This window comes from Paenibacillus sp. FSL M7-0896 (assembly GCF_037975415.1).
Taxonomy (GTDB): domain Bacteria; phylum Bacillota; class Bacilli; order Paenibacillales; family Paenibacillaceae; genus Paenibacillus_AQ; species Paenibacillus_AQ silagei.
On the sequence record NZ_CP150250.1, the window covers coordinates 1,668,777 to 1,687,396 of the forward strand.

Below are 18,620 nucleotides of genomic sequence, written 5' to 3' on the forward strand. Positions count from 1 at the left end.
GAGCCAGTGGCGAACCCGCATCTGCTTGCTGCTTGAGGGCGGGAAGGAGGAACGGCAGGCATGGATGTACTTGAAATGGCAGAGATCAGCAAGAGCTTCCCCGGCGTGAAGGCGCTGGACCATGTGAACTTCAAGGTGAAGCAAGGAGAGATTCACGCCTTGTGCGGGGAGAACGGCGCAGGCAAATCCACGCTGATGAAGGTGCTGAGCGGACTGTATCCTGCGGGGACATATGAAGGCGAAATCCGCATCGGCGGGGAGAAGAAGGCATTCCACCAAATTACCGATGCCGAGCAGGCCGGCATTGCGATTATCCATCAGGAGCTGGCGCTCGTGAAGGAGATGACGGTCGGCGAGAATATTTTCCTGGGGGCAGAGCCGGTGAAGCGCGGGGCGATCCAGTGGAATGAGCTGTACCATCAGGCTTCGCTGTGGCTGAAGAAGGTAGGGCTGAACCTGTCGCCGGATACGAAGATCGGCAATCTGGGCATCGGCCAGCAGCAGCTCGTAGAGATCGCCAAGGCGCTCTCCAAGCATACCCGGATTCTCATATTGGATGAACCGACAGCGGCGCTGACCGAGAGTGAGGTGTCCATCCTGATGGGCATTCTGGACCAGCTGCGGCGCGAAGGGGTTACCTGTGTCTATATCTCCCACAAAATGCCCGAGGTGTTCGCACTGGCCGATTCGATTACCGTGCTGCGCGACGGACGGACGGTGGCAACCCTGGAGCGCCAGGCGACGAACGACGATCAGGTGGTATCGCTGATGGTCGGCCGTGAGTTGACCGAGCGCTATCCGCGCGTCCCGCATTCACCCGGAGACAAGGTGCTTGAGGTCGCAGACTATAATGTCTGGCACCCGGAGAAGCGTCAGCAGAAGGTGCTTAGAGATATTGGATTCACGCTCCGTCAAGGCGAGATTCTGGGCATTGCCGGGCTGATGGGGGCCGGGCGGACAGAGCTGGTCAGCAGCCTGTTCGGCGCATATGGCGGAAGAAGCGAAGGTACGGTTCTGATCGAAGGCAAGGCCGTTAAGATCCGTTCGATTGCCGAAGCGATCAAGGCCGGGATTGCCCTGGTCACGGAAGACCGCAAGCGTCAGGGGCTGGTCATGGGGATGGATGTCAAGCGCAATACGACGCTGGCCACACTCGGCAAGGTCTCAAGGCTGGGAGTGATCAATGAGAATGAGGAGATCAAGTGGTCTGAGCAGTACGTGAAGGATCTGAAGACGAAGACAGCTTCGCTGGAGACGCTTGTCGGCACACTGTCCGGGGGGAACCAGCAGAAGGTGGTTATCGGCAAATGGCTGATGAGTGACCCCAAGATTCTGATTATGGACGAACCCACCCGGGGCATCGATGTCGGGGCGAAGTACGAAATCTATAATCTGATGAACAAGCTGGTGGAGCAGGGAGTAGCTATTATAATGATCTCCTCCGAGCTTCCCGAGGTGCTGGGGATGAGCGACCGGATTCTGGTGATGTGCGAAGGACAACTGGTACGGGAATATGACTGGCGCGAAGCAACACAGGAGAATATTATGCTGGCCGCCACAGGAGGCAGATAGAGATGCAGCTGCAAAAAGAGCTTAAGGAACCTGAAGCGGTTCCGGCCGCCGGAGGATCGCGCTTGCGTACCCTGTTCGGCAAAATGGATATGCGCGCCTATACAATGATTGGCGCATTGATTCTGATCTGGGTGTTGTTCGGCGTGCTGAATCCGACCTTCCTGACCTCGCGGAACCTGTCCAATCTGTTCACGCAGATGTCGGTGACCTCTATACTGGCTATTGGCATGGTGCTGGTAATCGTGGCGGGCCATATCGATCTGTCCGTCGGCTCCATCGTCGGCTTGACCGGCGGGATGGCGGCGATTCTCAGCAATTGGCTGGAGTTGCCCGCTATCGTGGTCATCCTGGGCACGGTTGCGGCAGGTGCGGTGCTGGGTCTGGTACAAGGCTGGCTGGTCGCCTATAAAATGATCCCCGCCTTCATTGTCACCCTCGGCGGGATGATGGTGTTCCGCGGGGTGCTGATGGGCGTGACCGAATCCATGACCATTCCGGTATCTGATCCGGTGCTGGCGCTGCTCGGCAATGCCTATTTTGCCTCAGGCTTCGGAATCATTCTCGGCGTGCTCGCAGTGGCTCTGCTGCTGTATAGCGCGTTCACGAAGCGGCGCTCCCGCAAGAAATACGGGTTCACCGTCGCCCCGCTCGGCATGGATATCGCGAAGGTAACAGGACTGTCCCTGCTCGTGGTAGTCTTTGTGGCCTTGATGAACAATTACAAAGGGATTCCGTTCCCGATCATCTTCGTCATTGTGCTGGCGGTCATCTTCTACTTCCTGTCCACCAAGACGACCTTCGGCCGCCATATCTACGCCATCGGCGGCAATATTGAGGCTGCGCGGCTCTCCGGCATTAACATCAGACGCAAGACGATGCTGGTCTTCATCCTGAGCGGCTTGCTCGGCTCCATCGCCGCCATCGTGCTGACCTCCCGCCTGGCCTCGGCGACCATTACCGCAGGCAATATGGCCGAGATGGACGCGATTGCCGCCTGCGTCATCGGCGGAACCTCGCTGATGGGCGGAGCCGGAACGGTCATTGGCGCTCTCATCGGGGCGCTGGTGATGACCTCGCTCGATAACGGCATGTCGCTGATGGGACTGGAGTCGTTCTGGCAGTATGTGGTCAAAGGCTCGATCCTGGTCATCGCCGTCTGGCTGGACATTTCAGGCCGCAGCAAGGGTGTGAAGTAAGAGCAGGGGCTGTAGCAGCCGCTTAAGCATACAGAGCAAATAAGCCGGAAGGGATCTTGTCCCTTCCGGCTTATTTGCTGACTAGGAAATCATGATTTTCGTCCGATATGGATAAGTTGTGTGCGTAGGTGCAAGAACCGAATGTGATCGGAAAACCGATTACATTCGGCACGGCGGAGGCGAGTGAGCCGAATAAGGTCGCAAAACCGATTACATTCGGCACGGCGGAGGCGAGTGAGCCGAATAAGGTCGCAAAACCGATCACATTCGGCACGGCGGAGGCGAGTGAGCCGAATAAGGTCGCAAAACCGATTACATTCGGCGCTGCGGAGGCGAGTGAGCCGAATAAGGACGGAAAACCGATTACATTCGGTGCGGCGGAGGCGAGTGAGCCGAATAAGGTCGCAAAACCGATCACATTCGGCGCGGCGGAGGCGAGTGAGCCGAATAAGGACGGAAAACCGATTACATTCGGCACGGCGGAGGCGAGTGAGCCGAATAAGAACGGAAAACCGATCACATTTGGCGCGGCGGAGGCGAGTGAGCCGAATAAGGTCGAAAAACTGACCACATCCGGCTATACCGCAGGCATTTTGTTCAAATATAAGAATTTATATGTTCCACGCTATACATTATCCTTCTATTTCTCGCCAAAACGGTACCGTCCTTTAAAAGGACGGCAAAGCCGTTTCCACTTGCGTAATTCGGCCCCTTGGAACTGGAGTGCTTACTCCACAATAATCTTAGCAGTCATTCCGCTGTGGCCGGAGCCGCACATGATGGCACAGGTCATCTCGAAGGTTCCGGCTTCCTCGGGCAGGACAACCTGCGAGGCGTTCTTGGCATCCAGCCGCAGCTTCATCTCCGGAATCAGTATGCCGTGATTGCCGCTCTCATTTTCGAAGATGATTTTGACAGGGACGCCCTTCTTCAAATGGTATTCCGGCTGGTCAAAGCTATAATTGGTGGCTGTAATTACGAGTTCTTCCTCCGCCGTCAGATTGCTCCCGGCAGCTGCGTTGTTTGCGCTATCAGAATTGCTCGTGTTCGATCCGCAGGCCGTTAGCAGAAGCACAAATATAATAGAACACAGAATAGCCGACTTCCTGATCATATGCATCCTCCTCATCTACTTGGGCAGTTGTCCTTAGCATAGCCTAAATCGGTCAAGTTGTCTTGATCAATCTATGAAAAAGACTCCGACCGCCGCCGTCACCACCGCTGCAAACTTTGTCGAATTTTGCAAAAATATGATGCAAAAGAGTTTAAAATTAATTATAATTAAGCCTAATATAATTAAAGCTTCATATTATTCGGCTAGAAGCAGGGGAGTCAGATCATTATAGATTACGCGTTGCAAAGTGCAGAGAGATGGCACCGGAGAATATTGTATGGCTACTGGATCATCGTACTCTGTCTGCTGCTCGCCCAGTTCCTGTATATGCTGTACTCCCGTTCGGCTGAGATGGAGACGATCTTCAGTCCCGGCAAGGGGCATATGTTCATAGTCTGCAACCTGATGATTGTCCTGAGTATGGCTTCTGCCGAGGTCTGGCTGCGGCGCTCGCTCCGTTATCATAAGCAGGCGGTTGTGGTCTGCAGCTTTGTGGTTTCCTATTTGATGTATTTTGTGCTGGAGCCTTATGTAGACGGTGCCCAGATGATGCTGCTGATGCCCCTTATGCTGGCCCTCATCTATTTCGACCAGCGGCTGCTGTACTCGCTTGGAGCATTTAGCATTGTATTCTACGCGGGGGTATACTTTGGGCTTGAACGGCCGCTGCTTGGCAAGCCGCTGCTGGAGTTCGTGCTGGTGGAGTGTGTGTATGTTGTTTTTGCCCTGACGGCGCAGGCGGTGATCCTCCGTGGCCGCGAGACGCGCGAATATCTGGAGCAGCTCACCAAGTCGGAGCAGGAGCTAATGGTAGAGCGGGCGATTTCGGACAAGCTGCTGAAGATGGATGCGTTAACCGGCCTGTATAATCACAAGACGTTCCATGAGTATCTGGATTCGCTGCTGGAGCAGTGTGAGAACAACGGATTGAGGCTGCAGCTGGCGTTAATGGACATCGATAATTTCAAGCAGGTCAATGACAGATACGGACACTGGGTGGGCGATCTTGTGCTGAAAGAGGTGGCGGCCAAGATGGGCAGCCTGATCGGGTTGAATGACTTCGCGGCAAGGTATGGCGGGGAAGAATTCGCAGTGATTTTTACGGATAAAAGCTTCCAGGAAGCCTACGCTGCTGTCGAGCAAATGCGTATCAGCATTGCTGCCATGTGCCATCCGTATGCCGGAAACAAGCCCATTACGGTCAGCATCGGACTGTGTCACTACCAGCTTGGAGACGGCAAGGAGCTGCTGTTCCGCAAGACGGACGATTCGCTGTATACGGCCAAGCGCGGCGGGAAAAATGCTGTGGTGACCTCTGCGGTCACTTCCGGTGAAGTGCATAAACTTACAGAAAACCCCCAAATTCCGATATAGACCGGGAACTGGGGGTTTCATTGTCTGCATGTGCCTTGCGTCGTTATTTGCCTGCTTCAAACGGAGTGGATACCGGCAGGAACAGATCGATGATCCCGATGACCAGTGCGGCAAGCAGGGCACCAAGCACCGAGACACTGACACCGCTGACGACAAACTGGGCAATCCAGATGACCAGGGCGCTGACCAGGAAGCCGACGATACCGCGGCCGAAGGGCGTGGTTTTTTTGCCGAAAATGCCTTCAACGACCCAGCCGAGCAGAGCGATCACCAGAGCAAGCATGAATGCGCTCCAGAATCCCCCGACCGTGAACTGCGGTACAATCCAGCCGACCACCATCAGCACGATTGCAGCGACCACGAACCGTACTACATGAGCTAAGAATCTCAATGAACTAACCTCCTTTGGCGTTCGCTTAAGGATATGTGCGTTGTTATTGTGGCCCGAAGCCGGTTTTCTATGCCCAGAAATCATACCCAAATAGCGAAAATGGGCTAAATTAGGTATAATGGTTCCATCTATGAAGGGAGCTGTGACAGTAATTGGACGACAAAATTTTGCATACGCTTGAATATCGCAAGATTTTAAATAAATTGATGCAGTATACGCAGACGCCGATGGGCCGGCTGACCGCCGAGCTCCTGAAGCCTTCCGGTGATTTCGAAGGGGTGAAGAAGCTCCTGCAGGCAACGGATGAGGCGGTAAATGTTGACCGGTTGAAGGGAATTCCTTCATTCGGCGGCGTAACCGATATCCGTCCTGCGCTGAAGCGTGCATCAATTGGCGGAATGCTGGGCACAGCAGAGCTGCTTGCGGTAGGCAACACGATTGGCGGGGCACGCCGGGTGAAGCGGTTCATCCATGCCATGCATGACGATGAGAGCGTTCCTGCCCTCTTCGCACAGAGTGATCTGCTGTCGGAGCAGAAGCCTGTTGAGGATGCTATCCGCATGTGTATTGACGAGAATGCCGATGTAATGGATTCGGCGAGCACGGAGCTTGCCTCCCTCCGCCGCGAGCTGCGCGGGGGAGAGACGCGCATCCGTGAGAAGCTGGATTCGATGATCCGCTCGTCTTCGGTCTCGAAGATGCTGCAGGATCAGCTCGTGACGATCCGTGGTGACCGGTTCGTCATTCCGGTCAAGGCAGAATACCGCGCCCACTTCGGCGGTATTGTGCACGATCAGTCGGGCTCCGGGGCAACGCTGTTCATCGAGCCGGAATCCATTGTAGCGATGAACAACAAGCTGCGGGAGACGCGGCTGCGCGAAGAACGTGAGATTGAGATCATTCTGCACCGTCTGACTGCGCTGGTCGGCGATATTGCCGAGGAGATGGCTTATGATATCGACATTCTCGGCGAGCTGGACTTCATCTTCGCCAAGGCGCGTCTGGCACGCGACCTGAAGGCTACCCAGCCGCGGATGAATGACCGCGGATACCTGCGCCTGCGCAAAGGCCGCCATCCGCTAATTCCGGCCGAGCAGGTTGTGCCGCTGGATGTGGAGCTGGGCAATGATTACCGCTCCATCATCGTGACCGGCCCCAATACGGGCGGGAAGACGGTGACCTTGAAGACGATCGGCCTGCTCAGCCTGATGGCCATGTCGGGTCTCTTCATTCCGGCCGAGGAAGGCAGCCAGCTGTGTGTCTTCGATGCGATCTACGCCGACATCGGCGATGAGCAGAGCATTGAGCAGAGCCTCAGTACCTTCTCCAGCCATATGACGAATATTATATCCATTCTGAAGCGGATGACACCGAAGAGTCTGATTCTGCTCGATGAGGTCGGTGCAGGAACAGATCCGGCCGAAGGCTCCGCACTCGCGATAGCGATTCTGGAGAATATTCACCGGACGGAATCCCGGATGGTTGCCACTACACATTACAGTGAATTGAAGGCATACGCTTATGAACGGGCAGGCGTTATTAATGCCAGCATGGAATTCGATGTGCAGAGCCTGAGTCCTACTTACCGGCTGCTGGTCGGTGTACCTGGACGAAGCAATGCGTTCGCTATTGCTGAACGCCTCGGGATGCCAAATGCAATCCTTGAGCATGCGCGCGGTGAAGTGAAGGAAGAAGATATGCGTGTTGAGCATATGATTGCATCCCTTGAGGAGAACCGCCTTACCGCAGAGAACGAACGCATACGGGCGGAAGAGATTCGCCGCGAAGCGGAGGAGTTCCGTAAGCGGCAGCAGCAGGAGCTGGAGAAGCTGGAGGGCTCACGCGACAAACGCCTTGAGAAGGCAGAGAAGGATGCCAGCGAACTTCTGGCCAAGGCGCGCAAGGAAGCCGAGGAGATTATCAGTGACCTCCGCCGCCTGGCGCTGGAGGAAGGCGCATCCGTCAAGGAGCATAAGCTGATCGAAGCGCGCCGCCGGCTGGATGAAGCAGAGCCTGCACCACGCAAGAAGGCTGTGCCGCGCAGCACGGTCAAGGCGCCGCGTAAGATTCAGCCAGGGGATGAAGTGAAGGTAGCGAATGTGAATCAGAAGGGCCTTGTGGTTGAGCTGAGTGGTACCAAGGAAGCGGTGGTACAGTTCGGCATCATGAAGATGAAGGTCAATCTGAGTGATCTGGAATTCCTGGCCTCCGCCCCGGATGCTCCTCCGCCGGCTCTGCGCAGGGCCACAACGGTCAAGCGTACACGCGATGAGAATATCCGTAATGAGCTTGATCTGCGCGGTGCGAACCTGGAGGAAGCCATTATGGAGACCGACCGCTTCATCGACGAAGCTTTTCTCGGCAATCTGGGGCAGATCTCCATTATCCACGGCAAGGGGACGGGGGTCCTGCGGACAGGAATACAGGAATACCTCCGCAAGCACAAGCATGTCAAAAGCTATCGGCTCGGGAACTATAATGAAGGCGGCGCGGGTGTGACGGTAGCTGAACTGGAGTAGCGCCCATAGTCCGGCAGGGAAGAGGGAAAAGTGTGCAGGATAATATTGATCTTTTGCTGGAACATCCGCTGGGGGCGCTGCTAGGCTACTTCACTGTCGCCATATTGGGGCTGGTCGTATTCCTGTCCTTCTTCGAAATGGTGACGAAATACAACTGCTGGGAAGAAATCCGTAAGGGGAATGTGGCCGTAGCCATGGCAACCGGAGGCAAAATCTTCGGAATCTGCAACATCTTACGCTTCAGCATTGAAGCGGGGGCATCCATCTATGAGACGATGAAATGGTCGGTTGTAGGCTTTTTGCTGCTGCTGCTGGCTTACTTCCTGTTCGAGTTTTTTACTCCGGTCTTTTCAATTGATGAAGAGATTGCCGCAGATAACCGGGCCGTAGGACTGACAGCCATGCTGCTCTCCATATCCTTGTCCTATGTTATCGGCGCGGCCATATTCTGAATTAGGGGGCAGGGAGATGAAGCTGCTGATTCGGATTCTGTTTTTTTCAGCCCTGGCTTTTATAGCGGCCGGCATTATATATTTAACGGTGAATTGAACCGAATGTGAGTAAGCGAAGGAGATTATACAGATGGAGACAACAGTTTGCCCATGGTGCCATACCGAGATTGTATGGGATGAGGAGTTTGGCCCCGAGGATACCTGTCCTCATTGCAATAACGAGCTTAGCGGCTACCGCACAGTAACGATAGGTGCAGAGGATCTGGAGGATGAAGAGCCGGATACGCAGGAAGCTTCCGGGGAGGAAGAGATCAGCGACGATAATTTGTGGGATGACGACGACAAGGATAGTGTGGTGCCTGTATGGGGTACGCTGGGCCAATTCGGCGATGACTATGATCTGAAGCGTTATGAGGACAAGGTCTCAGGCTTGCTGGCTGCCCAGCTGGAAGCTCCGGAATGTCCGCAATGCCATGAGCTGATGCTTCACTCCGGTACGCAGCAGGTGGACGGGTTCACCCCGGCAACGCCGGAAGCGCTAGGCGGCGCAGCCGTGCTGAAGCCTCCTTTTGCGCTGAATCTGTACGTCTGTCCTTCCTGCTTCCATGTGCAGCATAGTCTGGCGCAGGAAGACCGCATCCAGCTTGTCCGCAATCTCAGCACCGCAGCCGAATAAAGTTCGGATTCATGCTTTCCCTGCCGTCTGGACATGTTAGTAATAGATGATGTGTCTTAGGACGAGCAGGGAGGGCTAAGCATGAGAGGTTCTGAACGGGGACAGGCGGCGCTGCTGCTGGCTGTAGGCGGGCTATACCTTCTGGCTACAGTGCTTGCAGGGACGTTCCTCAACGTATATCTGTGGAAAAGCCGGCAGAACTTCGCCATGATCGGCTGGTTCACCGTGGCCCAGCAGCTTGCGGTGGGTCTCAGCTTTTGGCTGGGCGGCAAGTGGGTGAAAGAACATAACAAAATGAATGCCCTACGGCTGGGAATTGCCGTATCGGGCTTTTTTTATTTGCTGGTGCTGTGGCTGCGGGGCGACGCGATTCATTACATTTGGCCGCTGGGCGGGGTCCTCGGGCTATCCATCGGGCTGTACTGGCTGGCGTTCAATATTGTTTTCTTCGAGATTACCGATGCCAAGAACCGCGATTTCTATAACGGGTGGATGGGCCTGCTCGGTTCCCTGACTGGAATAGCCGGACCCTGGGTGTCCGGCTGGATGATCTCCCGCTGGCAAGGCGGACAAGGCTACCGTATGGTATTCATACTGTCGTTATGTATCTATGGGTTGGCTGCTGTGCTCAGCTTCGGCCTGCGCAAACGGCCGCGCGGTGAAGCCTATCTCTGGCTGGAGCCCTGGCGCGAGCTTACCCGCAGGCGCAGTCCTTGGCGGCCAGTTGCGGCGGCGCTAGTATTTCAGGGCATCCGGGAAGGCGTATTCTCCTTCCTGATTGGTCTGCTCGTCTACATTGCAGCACAAGAGGAGAGCAAGCTGGGACAGTTCGCCCTGCTGACCTCCGCCGTCTCCCTGATCAGCTATTATGCGGCCGGCAGATGGTTCAAGCCCCGCGCCCGCCTCGGCGGTATGCTGGCAGGCAGCCTGCTGCTCATCGCCTTCCTTCTTCCGCTGCTATGGAAGGTGAACTTTACGACCCTCCTCATCATGGGGATCGGGACCTCACTCTGCCTGCCCCTCTACATGCTGCCGATGCTGTCCACCAGCTTCGACCTGATGGGAGTGTCCGAGGAGAGCGCCGGCAAACGCGTGGAGCTGGTAGTGCTCAGGGAGCTTAGCCTGATGAGCGGCCGCCTCCTCGGCCTGCTGATCTTCATCGCCGTGCTGTCCCTGGACCAGTCCCTGCGGACGATCACGCTGCTCATGCTCCTGCTGGGGGCCGCGCCGCTGGGGAGCTGGGTGGTGGTGCGGGGGTTGCTGGGGCAGAGGGGGAGGTTTTGATTGTTTTCATCAAATATCTAGGAAGCGGGTGAGAAGATGTACGAGTTTCATGGCTGGTCTACGATCCGGGAGACATTTGAAGAAGATTCTGAAAATTTAGAATTGGTGTTCAAAAATATACAAAACTTTATCTTAGAGTTGGGTTGGAGTGATGGACTCCTAAAAGTCTATCCCGCAAATGGGACGTATCATCTTGCTGTAGGAGGATTTTTGAATCACAAAAGTTTCGAGGCCGGGGAGATCATTGAGCTATTTCAATTCATCGCAGACCAAGCACCGGGTTCTTATGGCTTACTCTATACAAGAGATGATGAGGATATCGAAGGCTACGATAACGAGTTCAAAGTCTACGTACTAGCCCGAGGAACTCTAAGGCGGCAAGAGGATGTCTGGTTATCACCGTTTGTTCCGGTCGTGGAGGATGACATATTATAGTGACCAAGCAGGAGAGGATTCATATGTTTGCAATGAGTGTAGATGAAGTTAACTTAGAGATCAAGAGAATCAATACGCATTTAAGTCGATGCTTATGGATGGATTTTGAATTTTGTCGCATGGATGCAGGACAAATTGTTTTGTCAGGTAGCATTGACCAAAGTAGTAATGAATATGCGATAGATATTGAGTTTGAAGAACCTTATTTTGTTTCAACTTTATTTTTATGGCATACGGATACAGCCAAAGTTTTTATTGAACTAGCCAATGATGATGAAATCATTGACTTGAATCAAAAATATAGGGTAGAACTGGGGAATTATATTTTCAAAATCAGTGTAGAGGGTTTTGATAAACCTCCAATTTTTATAGCAGCAAAAAAAATATCATTCAAAATATTAGAAGGAGATCCTTTTCCAAGAAGTAAGTGAAAAACTTGAATACTGCCATGTAGGATATTGATGGTTCTTGAGACACTTAGTCAAAAAAATTATGGCATGAAGATGAGTTTACAATAGCGGACCCATTCGATTTTTAGATTTAACCAACAACCTTGGGAGGCCTAGAGTCTTTCAAGATTGTTTTGATTGGCGAAATTTACTAATCTATATAGAATATAAAGATATATGGTTAACTAAATATACTCTTCTGCGCAACATTTGTAATATAAATAACCGTCCAAAGTTCGAAAATTAAGGGCGTGCGAAACAAAGTTTTTTTCAATAGAAAACCACCCCCCAATATCATCCAATCAAAACTGGAAAATCGGTGAACTCCCCCATAGTAACTGCCGTCACATAAGCAAAGACCACACCAGCCCTGCTTGCTATTACTGAACATCCTTTTCCACTGCTTCTTCCAGCAGCCTAAACTCATTTCTATAAAACTCAATCAAGCCGTCCCGCTTCATCCATGCCAGCTCTCTGGACAAGGCGCTGCGGTCTACATCCAGATACTCGGCCATGGCTTCCCGGTCAAAGGGAATCGTAAAAGCTTCGGTTCCAGCATCACGCCTAACTCTTGTTAAGTAAGTTAAAACCTTATCCCGAATAGTCGGCATAATTAGACAATCATTCCGGTCATGCAGTTCTAACGCTCGCTCAGCAATACTATCAAAAAGATTGCCAAGTAATTGTTCATGTCCCATACATAGCTTCGTACAACGGCTCAATATGCTTTGGATAGGAATAAACAGCACCTCAAGCGGTTCTATGGCCTGTACTGACATCGGGCATCTTCTTCCACGGCTGGCAGCTGTGAGAACAGCGGTATATCCACCCGGGTAATGGAGGGATACAATAATTTGTTTTCCTTTGACGTTCAATTTTGTACTTTGAGCGGTGCCCTGCAATATGATGCCGACATCATCAACGTAATCGCCCTCACGGACAACCATCTCATCTTTTACATATTCTTTCCGTGTAGCTGACAGACATTTAAGCATTTGGGAAATATCACTTGGAGAAATCCCTGAAAATAAACGTGATTGACAGAGGGACTCTAAGTTATTCTGAGCGGCTTCGCGTTGCATGTGCAACATCCTTTTTCTTTTTACTATACTATATTAATCATACATACACACGAAGTTTAGCCACCTTGTCTAACGTCAGAACGGAGGAAGAGCAGTGCAAACGAAAGAAGATTCAATCAAAGCGAGAAACCGGCTGTTAGCCTCCAAGGTTATGAAAAATCTGCAAAGCAGAAAATTTGAGGCCTATTACTGTGACAACGCCATAGAAGCTGCGGAAAAGGCGCTATCCTTAATTCCGGAACAGTCTTCGGTATCTTGGGGCGGTTCAGTCACGCTTGAGGAAATCGGGCTTCTTGATCGGGTACGTCAAGGCAGCTATACAGTCACTGACCGTGATACAGCGCAGACGATGGAGGAACGTTATGACCTCATGCGCCAATCTCTTTTATGTGATACCTATTTAACGAGCTTCAACGCGGTTAGTGAAGATGGGATATTGGTCAATATCGACAGTGTGGGCAATCGAGTGGCAGCGATTACTTTTGGACCGAGAAGTGTGGTTGCTGTCGTGGGGATGAATAAGGTGTGCAAGACCGCTGAAGATGCAGTGATAAGAGCCAGAACCTATGCCGCTCCCATTAACGCAAACCGTCTTTCGAGTTCGTCCAGCCCATTTTTACATTCACCGCAAAAAACGCCCTGCCTAATCAATGGTGCTTGTGCAGATTGTAAATCAGAGGATTGTATCTGTTCTTACATCGTCGAAACAAGAATGTGTAAAACAGCGGGGAGAATAAAGGTTATCCTCGTTGGTGAATCTTTGGGATTTTAATTTTTTCGGCACCGTTCGGGTAATTTCTCGAATTGGTGTCTTTTTGTTAGTTTTGATTCTATGTCTCAGCACACCTCCCTCCAAAATTCTCCGCCGCAATGTTATATTAGTTGTAGTTATATGTAGTTATAGTTGCACAAAAGACAAGGAGACCCCATGAACATTAAAGTATTAATCGTAGAAGATGACCCGATGGTGGCGAAGTTTAACCGGCATTATCTGGAGCAGGTTGCGGGCTTTGAGTATGCGGGCTGGGCGGCGACAGGGGATGAAGCGAGAACTATGCTGGAGGAGCAGCAGGTAGATCTGGTGCTGCTGGATATTTATATGCCGCGTGTCAGCGGGCTGCAGCTGCTATCTGCTCTGCGGGAGCAGGGAAGCAAGGTGGACATCATTGTGATCTCCGCCGCCAGTGACAATGCCAGCATCCGCAAGGCGCTGCAGAACGGGGCCGTGGATTATTTGATCAAGCCGTTCGAGTTTGCCCGGTTTCAGGCGGCACTGTCGGCGTATCGTGAAGATTATAAGCTGATGCACAAGGAGCATCTAAGCCAGGAGCAGCTGGATAAGCTGCTGCGGCATTCGCTCGGGACGGAAGAGGAGAAGTACGCTGCCCTGCCGCTGCCCAAAGGGCTTGCCGAAGGCACACTGGAGAGCATCTGGAGCACAATTAACCGGCTGGAGAGCCCGGTGTTCTCCACGGAGGATATCAGCAGTCATGCGCCCATCTCGCGGATCTCGGTCCGCAAATATCTGGCTTTTCTGACGGAGGCAGGTATTCTGGAAATGGAGCTTAGCTACGGGGCGGTAGGCAGGCCGGTGTATATGTATAAGGTGAGACCCGAAGGGCATGAACTTATCCGTAAATATCTATGAGCGTTCTCTTAAAATAAAACGGAGTCAAGGTGTCCCGAGGGTGCCCCAGGCGTTCCATGACTCCATATAGCCGTCACATTAGCTGTGAAGGTTATTAAGCTATGCCATACATAAGCGTGCGCAGAATCAATCGAAGGCCTGCTGCAGAGCCAGCGGACTGAACTCGTTAATGATTTTGTAGGCTACCAGGTGCGGGTTGTTCATGTCATTGTCGTAGATAATCATGTGATGCTTGCCCTTCAAAATAATGTCGAACCGCTGCTTCCGGTCGGCCTGGACGATGGTAATGTAATAGCTGTACTTGCTGTCTGTGCTCACATTGCGGGCGGATTTCATCAGGCGGACGCTGGAGAAATCATCGTAGATCCGCTTAATCGCTTCCGGCTCAGTAAGCACAATATCCTTCTGTTCACCGGGAACAGAAGATAGGCGGGTAATTTCCAGAGCGGCGATATCTTCCAGATGGATGGTTCGGGTAACTACTCTTTTGAATGAAGTATAGCGGCTCGCGGTGTAGCTCATCAGGGAGACACCGGCTGCTGCCAGAACAGCACCGGCCAGCCAATATTTTTCGCTTTTTTCCATAGTTTCTGTTCCTCCTAGTGATACGGTTGTATAAGCTCCAATTATAAATCTATAAACACATTCAAGCAAATTCACTACCTTTATTTACTTTATCATTTCTTTAATTACTAAATATTCTTGTCAGGGCTCCTTCAGGTTATGATGATTGTGAAAATATGCACAATAACAATTGGAGGAGAACTGAATGAACAGAAAGAGATGGGGAAGTCTGCTGGGCAAGGGGTTGCTGTTGGCAAGTCTGGTGGTATTGCCTGCATGTAACAGCACCAAAGGGGAGTCTACGGACATTGTTATTATCGGCGGCGGCGGCGCGGGAATGACTGCTGCCATTGAAGCGCATAATCAGGGAGCCAAAGTGATATTGATCGAAAAAATGCCTATGCTTGGAGGCAACACCGTCCGTGCGGAAGGCGGATTGAATGCGGCAGGAACACCTTATCAGGCAGCGGCTGGCATTACAGACAGTCCGGAGCTGCATTTCGAGGATACCATGAAGGGCGGCAAGAACCTGAACAACCCGGATCTGGTCAGAACACTTACAAACGGTGCGGCGGCTTCGGTGGAGTGGCTGAAGGAGAATGGAGCCGAGCTGTCTGAAGTGGGACGCGCAGGCGGGGCAAGCGTGAACCGGATTCATCGTCCGGCAGGCGGGGAAGCGGCAGGGAATTTCATCGTAGTCGCGCTGAAGAAGAAGCTGGAGGAGTACAAGATTGATGTGCGCCTGCGGACGACTGCCGATGAGATCGTCAAGAACAAGGACGGCGTGGTTACCGGAGTGAAGGTGACGGATAAGGATGGCAAGCAGTACACGATTAGTGCGAATTCCGTTATCCTGGCGGCTGGCGGTTTTGGAGCTAACATGGACATGATCAAGGGGTATCAGCCGAAGCTGGAAGGGTTCTCTACCACTAACCACCCGGGCGCAACCGGAGATGGTACAACGATGGCAGAGAAGATTGGTGCCAAGCTTGTAGACATGAAGGAGATTCAGATTCATCCGACCACCATTCCTAATCAAGGCGTGCTGATCACGGAAGGGGTACGCGGAGACGGTGCGATTCTGGTCAATAGCGAAGGCAAGCGATTCACGAATGAACTGCTGACCCGCGATGTCGTGTCCCAGAATATTCTGGCCCAATCCGGTAAAGTAGCTTACCTGATCTTCAATGATGAGCTGCGTGCGAACCTGAAGGCAACTGAGGTTTATTTTGGAATGGATCTGGTCAAAGAAGCGGCAACACCTGAAGAATTGGCGGCACAGATTGGTGTAGATGGCAAAGCACTTGCGGATACACTGAAAACGTATAATGGCTTCGTTGCTTCCGGCAAGGATACAGAGTTTGAACGGCCGGATCTTGAGCTGTCTTTTGAAAAGGGTAAATATTATGCAATTCAGGTAACACCGGGAATCCACCATACCATGGGCGGAGTAGCAATTAACACCCAGGCTCAGGTGCTGGATACCAAGGATCAGGTCATTGCCGGGCTGTATGCTGCGGGCGAAGTAACCGGCGGAGTACACGGCGCGAACCGTCTGGGCGGTAATGCACTGGCAGACATCACTACCTTCGGGCGGATCGCAGCGGATGAAGCTGTGAAGGCACTTAAGAAATAGGAACTTTCAGAAGGAGGAATTATTCATGCACAAGTGGACAAAAACCTTGCTGTTCTCTGCCCTCGCGGCTGCAACAGTACTAACAGCTGGATGCTCATCATCTTCCGGCAAGTATGTGGACGGGACCTATGATGGAACAGGCAAAGGGGTTAAGAGTGATATTAAAGTGGCGGTAGAGATCAAAGATGAGAAGATCGACGCCATTACCGTACAGGAGCATAAGGAGACGCAGGCGATGATCGATGCGGCTGTAGAGAATACGATTCCTGAAATTATTGAAAAACAAACCACAGAAGGCGTAGACGCTCTCTCTGGTGCTTCCGGCTCCAGCGGCGGAATTATTGAAGCGGTGACCCAGGCGCTGGAACAGGCCAAGAAGCAGTAAGTCATCATTCAATAGCTTATAAAAGTGTTGTGGTCATATCACCCGAGCAAGCCCAGCCCTCCTGTCTCCGGCAGAACGGCTGGGCTTGCTGCATAGTTCCATCCCCAGAAACAATCACTCTGGAGTAGCTTTACAAATTCTAGTTCAAATAATATAGTTCGAATGGTATAGGAATATGGGACATGAAGGGAGGTCTTCGCACCAGTGGCCAGGAAAAAAAGCTACAGTCTGCGCACAATGATTGCCGTCATGGTGTCTGCCGTTGTCCTGCTGGTACTGCTGATTTTATATTTTATTTTCCGGAATCAGATTATTCCGCAGACCCGGCAGGCGCTGGAGGATAAGGCGATTACGATTGCCCGTACCATCGCCCTGATTCCGCTGGTCTCTGAGGGACTCAGTGAGGGCAACAGCAAGGAGATTCAGGACTACACCTCAAGGATCGCCCGCCGCAATGATATTATGTTCGTGGTCGTGACAGATATGAAGGGAATCCGCTATTCTCATCCGGATGCTTCGCTGGTAGGTCTTCCCTTTGCGGGAGGCGGCCAGGAGATATCGCTGCGCGGAGGGGAGAGCATCTCCGAAGGGGCCGGTCCGCTCGGCAGATCCCTGCGCGGCTTCGTGCCGGTCTATAACAACCGGGGGCATCAGGTGGGTGTGGTCATTGCCGGTCTGTCCCTGGAGCGGGTCGAGCGGCTGGTTCTGATGAATGAGTGGACGATTATTGCGATTCTGGTCTCGGGAGCCTTGCTTGGAGCGGGAGGAGCATTCATTCTGGCGGCCCGGATCAAGCGGATGGTGTTCGGGATGGAGCCGGAGGACATCTCCAAGCTGCTCCAGGAACGCAGTGCGATGCTGGAATCCACGCGTGAGGGAATTATTGCCGTAGATCAGGAGGCGCGGATTACCATCCTTAATATGGAAGCACAGCGGCTTCTGCGGGCAGCGGGGATTGGCGGGAGCGCCATGAACCGGCAGATTGCCGAGTATTGGCCGGAGCTGGGTCTTGAGCAGGTATTGGCTGAGGGAGAGGGGATACAGGACCGGGAGCTGGAGCTGGGAGACAGCTCTCTTTTGGTGAACAGCCTGCCAGTCCGGGTGAACGGGAATATCGTTGGCGCGATTGCTACCTTCCGGGATGAAACCGAATTGGCTGTGCTGGCAGAGAAGCTGTCGGGAGTCTCGGTCTATGCAGAAGCGCTGCGCTCCGGTGCCCATGAGTTCATGAACAAGCTGCATGTCATTATGGGCATGACGCATATGGGTCTGTATGATGAGCTGCAGCAATATATTCTGGGAACGGTAAGCAATTACCAGAAGGAGATCGGGTCGATCACAAGACAGATCAAGGACCCGGTGCTGGCCGGATTTCTGCTGGGGAAGCTGAGCCGGGCACGCGAAGCGGGGATGGAGCTGCTGCTGACCGGAGACAGCTATCTGCCGGAGCCGGCTGATCCGCAGGTGATTCATGAGCTGATTACGATTGCCGGCAATCTGCTGGATAATGCTCTGGAGGCGCTGGGGGAGCTCTGTGAGCAACCCGTGAAGCGGGTGGAGCTTGCTTTTCAATATGAAGAAGGGCGGCTGCTATGCGAGGTTAGCGACAACGGTCCGGGAATTCCGGCGGGTCTGGGGGATAAGATCTTCGTTCAGGGCTACTCCTCCAAGGGTGAACAGCGGGGAATCGGCCTATATCTGGTGAAGAAAAGTGTAGACAAACTGGGGGGTCATCTTGAGCTTGCCGCCGGCTGCGGGCCGGGAGCACATTTTATCGTGGATGTGCCTTATGAGGTGAAGGAGGAGGAGGGTGTGTGAACATTTAAGGTCTGCATACCCGCTT

The 18,620-nt window shown here is 52.8% G+C and carries 19 protein-coding genes; 14 read left to right on the top strand and 5 right to left on the bottom strand.

The window, feature by feature from the left end:
* Positions 1-60 precede the first annotated feature (60 nt).
* A complete protein-coding gene (locus MKY12_RS06960; RefSeq protein WP_339313259.1) occupies positions 61-1,572 on the top strand; it encodes a xylose ABC transporter ATP-binding protein in 1,512 nt (503 codons plus the stop codon).
* Positions 1,573-1,574: 2 nt separating this feature from the next.
* On the top strand, positions 1,575-2,768 hold the full coding sequence (locus tag MKY12_RS06965; protein ID WP_339254922.1) for a sugar ABC transporter permease: 1,194 nt from the start codon (positions 1,575-1,577) through the stop codon (positions 2,766-2,768).
* A gap of 70 nt (positions 2,769-2,838) precedes the next feature.
* Here the strand turns inward: MKY12_RS06965 and MKY12_RS06970 are convergent, their stop codons facing one another.
* Complete coding sequence (locus tag MKY12_RS06970; RefSeq protein ID WP_339313260.1) at positions 2,839-3,339, bottom strand: hypothetical protein; 501 nt, start codon at positions 3,337-3,339, stop codon at positions 2,839-2,841.
* Between the two features lie 156 nt (positions 3,340-3,495).
* Positions 3,496-3,882: a cytochrome C oxidase subunit II gene (locus MKY12_RS06975; protein WP_339313261.1), complete on the bottom strand. Its 387-nt coding sequence runs from the start codon at positions 3,880-3,882 to the stop codon at positions 3,496-3,498.
* A gap of 240 nt (positions 3,883-4,122) precedes the next feature.
* Here MKY12_RS06975 and MKY12_RS06980 point away from each other — a divergent pair, with 240 nt between their 5' ends.
* Complete coding sequence (locus tag MKY12_RS06980) at positions 4,123-5,256, top strand: diguanylate cyclase (RefSeq protein WP_339313262.1); 1,134 nt, start codon at positions 4,123-4,125, stop codon at positions 5,254-5,256.
* 43 nt (positions 5,257-5,299) lie between these two features.
* Here the strand turns inward: MKY12_RS06980 and MKY12_RS06985 are convergent, their stop codons facing one another.
* Positions 5,300-5,647, bottom strand: coding sequence for a phage holin family protein (locus MKY12_RS06985; RefSeq protein ID WP_036696706.1), 348 nt, complete (start codon positions 5,645-5,647; stop codon positions 5,300-5,302).
* Between the two features lie 152 nt (positions 5,648-5,799).
* On the opposite strand from MKY12_RS06985, the gene MKY12_RS06990 reads away from it, so the two are divergent.
* The 6 genes from MKY12_RS06990 to MKY12_RS07015 all read left to right on the top strand — a co-directional run bounded on the left by MKY12_RS06990 (position 5,800) and on the right by MKY12_RS07015 (position 11,444).
* Positions 5,800-8,166, top strand: coding sequence for an endonuclease MutS2 (locus tag MKY12_RS06990; protein ID WP_339313263.1), 2,367 nt, complete (start codon positions 5,800-5,802; stop codon positions 8,164-8,166).
* Between the two features lie 32 nt (positions 8,167-8,198).
* Positions 8,199-8,618, top strand: a complete 420-nt coding sequence (locus MKY12_RS06995; protein ID WP_036696710.1) for a DUF350 domain-containing protein — start codon at positions 8,199-8,201, stop codon at positions 8,616-8,618.
* Positions 8,619-8,748: 130 nt separating this feature from the next.
* Entirely contained in the window at positions 8,749-9,294 is a 546-nt protein-coding gene (locus tag MKY12_RS07000; protein ID WP_339313264.1) for a hypothetical protein, read from the top strand.
* A gap of 81 nt (positions 9,295-9,375) precedes the next feature.
* Positions 9,376-10,578: an MFS transporter gene (locus MKY12_RS07005; RefSeq protein ID WP_339313265.1), complete on the top strand. Its 1,203-nt coding sequence runs from the start codon at positions 9,376-9,378 to the stop codon at positions 10,576-10,578.
* Positions 10,579-10,614: 36 nt separating this feature from the next.
* Positions 10,615-11,013 (top strand): Imm7 family immunity protein, encoded by a 399-nt coding sequence (locus MKY12_RS07010; RefSeq protein WP_339313266.1) that lies wholly within the window; start codon positions 10,615-10,617, stop codon positions 11,011-11,013.
* Between the two features lie 23 nt (positions 11,014-11,036).
* On the top strand, positions 11,037-11,444 hold the full coding sequence (locus MKY12_RS07015; protein ID WP_339313267.1) for a hypothetical protein: 408 nt from the start codon (positions 11,037-11,039) through the stop codon (positions 11,442-11,444).
* Positions 11,445-11,842: 398 nt separating this feature from the next.
* On the opposite strand, the gene MKY12_RS07020 is transcribed toward MKY12_RS07015, so the two are convergent.
* Entirely contained in the window at positions 11,843-12,544 is a 702-nt protein-coding gene (locus MKY12_RS07020) for a Crp/Fnr family transcriptional regulator (protein ID WP_339313268.1), read from the bottom strand.
* 94 nt (positions 12,545-12,638) lie between these two features.
* Between MKY12_RS07020 and MKY12_RS07025 the strand changes: the two genes are divergently transcribed.
* Entirely contained in the window at positions 12,639-13,316 is a 678-nt protein-coding gene (locus tag MKY12_RS07025) for a lactate utilization protein (protein WP_339313269.1), read from the top strand.
* Positions 13,317-13,472: 156 nt separating this feature from the next.
* Positions 13,473-14,192: a response regulator gene (locus MKY12_RS07030; RefSeq protein ID WP_339313270.1), complete on the top strand. Its 720-nt coding sequence runs from the start codon at positions 13,473-13,475 to the stop codon at positions 14,190-14,192.
* A gap of 126 nt (positions 14,193-14,318) precedes the next feature.
* Here MKY12_RS07030 and MKY12_RS07035 read toward each other — a convergent pair whose 3' ends face one another.
* The gene (locus MKY12_RS07035; protein WP_339313271.1) at positions 14,319-14,777 is read right to left on the bottom strand and encodes a hypothetical protein; all 459 of its coding nucleotides are present in this window, start codon (positions 14,775-14,777) and stop codon (positions 14,319-14,321) included.
* A gap of 184 nt (positions 14,778-14,961) precedes the next feature.
* Here MKY12_RS07035 and MKY12_RS07040 point away from each other — a divergent pair, with 184 nt between their 5' ends.
* The 3 genes from MKY12_RS07040 to dcuS all read left to right on the top strand — a co-directional run bounded on the left by MKY12_RS07040 (position 14,962) and on the right by dcuS (position 18,595).
* Positions 14,962-16,392, top strand: coding sequence for a flavocytochrome c (locus tag MKY12_RS07040; RefSeq protein ID WP_339313272.1), 1,431 nt, complete (start codon positions 14,962-14,964; stop codon positions 16,390-16,392).
* 25 nt (positions 16,393-16,417) lie between these two features.
* Positions 16,418-16,777, top strand: coding sequence for an FMN-binding protein (locus MKY12_RS07045; RefSeq protein ID WP_036722498.1), 360 nt, complete (start codon positions 16,418-16,420; stop codon positions 16,775-16,777).
* Between the two features lie 204 nt (positions 16,778-16,981).
* On the top strand, positions 16,982-18,595 hold the full coding sequence (gene dcuS, locus MKY12_RS07050; protein WP_209878361.1) for a DcuS/MalK family sensor histidine kinase: 1,614 nt from the start codon (positions 16,982-16,984) through the stop codon (positions 18,593-18,595).
* Positions 18,596-18,620: the final 25 nt, after the last annotated feature.

Excerpts from the sequence above, each read along its gene's own strand:
- MKY12_RS06960 (WP_339313259.1), top strand. The coding sequence starts at position 61 with ATGGATGTACTTGAAATGGCAGAGATCAGCAAGAGCTTCCCCGGCGTG.
- MKY12_RS07005 (WP_339313265.1), top strand. The coding sequence starts at position 9,376 with ATGAGAGGTTCTGAACGGGGACAGGCGGCGCTGCTGCTGGCTGTAGGC.
- MKY12_RS07045 (WP_036722498.1), top strand. The coding sequence starts at position 16,418 with ATGCACAAGTGGACAAAAACCTTGCTGTTCTCTGCCCTCGCGGCTGCA.
- MKY12_RS07000 (WP_339313264.1), top strand. The coding sequence starts at position 8,749 with ATGGAGACAACAGTTTGCCCATGGTGCCATACCGAGATTGTATGGGAT.
- MKY12_RS06965 (WP_339254922.1), top strand. The coding sequence starts at position 1,575 with ATGCAGCTGCAAAAAGAGCTTAAGGAACCTGAAGCGGTTCCGGCCGCC.
- MKY12_RS07030 (WP_339313270.1), top strand. The coding sequence starts at position 13,473 with ATGAACATTAAAGTATTAATCGTAGAAGATGACCCGATGGTGGCGAAG.
- MKY12_RS06975 (WP_339313261.1), bottom strand. The coding sequence starts at position 3,882 with ATGATCAGGAAGTCGGCTATTCTGTGTTCTATTATATTTGTGCTTCTG.
- MKY12_RS07010 (WP_339313266.1), top strand. The coding sequence starts at position 10,615 with ATGTACGAGTTTCATGGCTGGTCTACGATCCGGGAGACATTTGAAGAA.
- MKY12_RS07040 (WP_339313272.1), top strand. The coding sequence starts at position 14,962 with ATGAACAGAAAGAGATGGGGAAGTCTGCTGGGCAAGGGGTTGCTGTTG.
- MKY12_RS07015 (WP_339313267.1), top strand. The coding sequence starts at position 11,037 with ATGTTTGCAATGAGTGTAGATGAAGTTAACTTAGAGATCAAGAGAATC.
- MKY12_RS07035 (WP_339313271.1), bottom strand. The coding sequence starts at position 14,777 with ATGGAAAAAAGCGAAAAATATTGGCTGGCCGGTGCTGTTCTGGCAGCA.
- MKY12_RS07020 (WP_339313268.1), bottom strand. The coding sequence starts at position 12,544 with ATGCAACGCGAAGCCGCTCAGAATAACTTAGAGTCCCTCTGTCAATCA.